The organism is Xanthomonas sp. D-36-1, from assembly GCF_017746155.1.
In the GTDB taxonomy this organism is placed as follows: domain Bacteria; phylum Pseudomonadota; class Gammaproteobacteria; order Xanthomonadales; family Xanthomonadaceae; genus Xanthomonas; species Xanthomonas cissicola.
Genome location: NZ_JAGHWR010000102.1, coordinates 1 through 1157 on the forward strand (window position 1 = coordinate 1; position 1157 = coordinate 1157).

Genomic DNA, 1157 nt, shown 5'->3' on the forward strand with positions numbered 1-1157 from the left:
CGCCAGAAGTGGAGCTAAGCGGCCATCGCCAACTTCATGGCAGGCGTGATGCCGCCGAGCGCCATATTCGGACGCTCGTGGTTGTACGTCCATAGCCAGCGGGTGGCTTTGTCCTGCACCTGGTCGATGGTGTCGAACAGGGTTTGGGCGAGCCAGGCGTAGCGGATGGTGCGGTTGTAGCGTTCAACGTAGGCGTTCTGCTGTGGCTTGCCCGGCTGGATGTGCTCGACCCGGATACCATGCCGCTGCGCCCAGGACAGCAACGCGCCACTGATGTATTCAGGGCCGTTGTCGCAGCGGATCACGGCGGGCTTGCCGCGCCACTCGATGATCTGCTCCAGCGATCGGATCACACGGGCTGACGGCAGCGACAGATCCACCTCGATCCCCAGCCCCTCGCGATTGAAGTCGTCGAGCACATTGAACAGCCGGAAGCTGCGGCCGTCGGCCAACTGGTCGTGCATGAAGTCCATCGACCAGACCTGGTTGATAGCCTCCGGCACCGCCAGAGGCTGCGGCCGCTCACGCACCAGCCGCTTCTTCGGCTTGATCCGCAGGTTCAACTCCAGCTCGCGGTAAATCCGGTAGACCCGCTTGTGATTCCAGCCAAAGCCCTTCACGTTGCGCAGGTACAGGTAGCACAGGCCAAAGCCCCAGTCGCGATGGGCGGTCGTCAGGCGGACCAGCCAGTCGGCGATCCGGGCGTTCTGCTCGCTGGCCTTGGCCTGGTAGCGGAAGCAGGTCTGGCTCACCGCCAAGGCCTGGCAGGCGTGGCGGATGTTCGTACGCCCGCTCGTGACTGCCGATTGGGCCATCTCGCGTCGCTGAGATGGCCTCACCATTTTTTTGCGAGCGCTTCCTTCAGCAGGTCGGTACTGAGCTGCGCCTCGGCGTACATCTTCTTGAGCCGGCGGTTCTCCTCCTCCAGCTCCTTCATGCGCGCGACCATGGACACGTCCATGCCGCCGAACTTGCTGCGCCACTTGTAGAACGTGGCCGAGCTGATGCCGTGTTCCCGACACAACTCCGGCACGGGCGCACCGGCCTGGGCCTGCTTGAGCACGGCGATGATCTGGCTGTCGGTAAAGCGGGACTTCTTCATGGAACCTCCTCGAGAAAGGGGACGAGAAAATTCCACTTCTGGCGTCTGCTAATGG

At 63.0% G+C, this 1157-nt stretch carries 1 protein-coding gene; it reads right to left on the reverse strand.

The features are described from left to right. Nucleotides 1–14: 14 nt before the first annotated feature. A protein-coding gene (locus tag J7367_RS20745) for an IS3-like element ISXac2 family transposase (protein WP_209028995.1) occupies nt 15–1102 on the reverse strand; the annotation gives its coding sequence in 2 pieces (ribosomal slippage) (nt 15–850 and nt 850–1102; 1089 coding nt in all). Nucleotides 1103–1157: the final 55 nt, after the last annotated feature.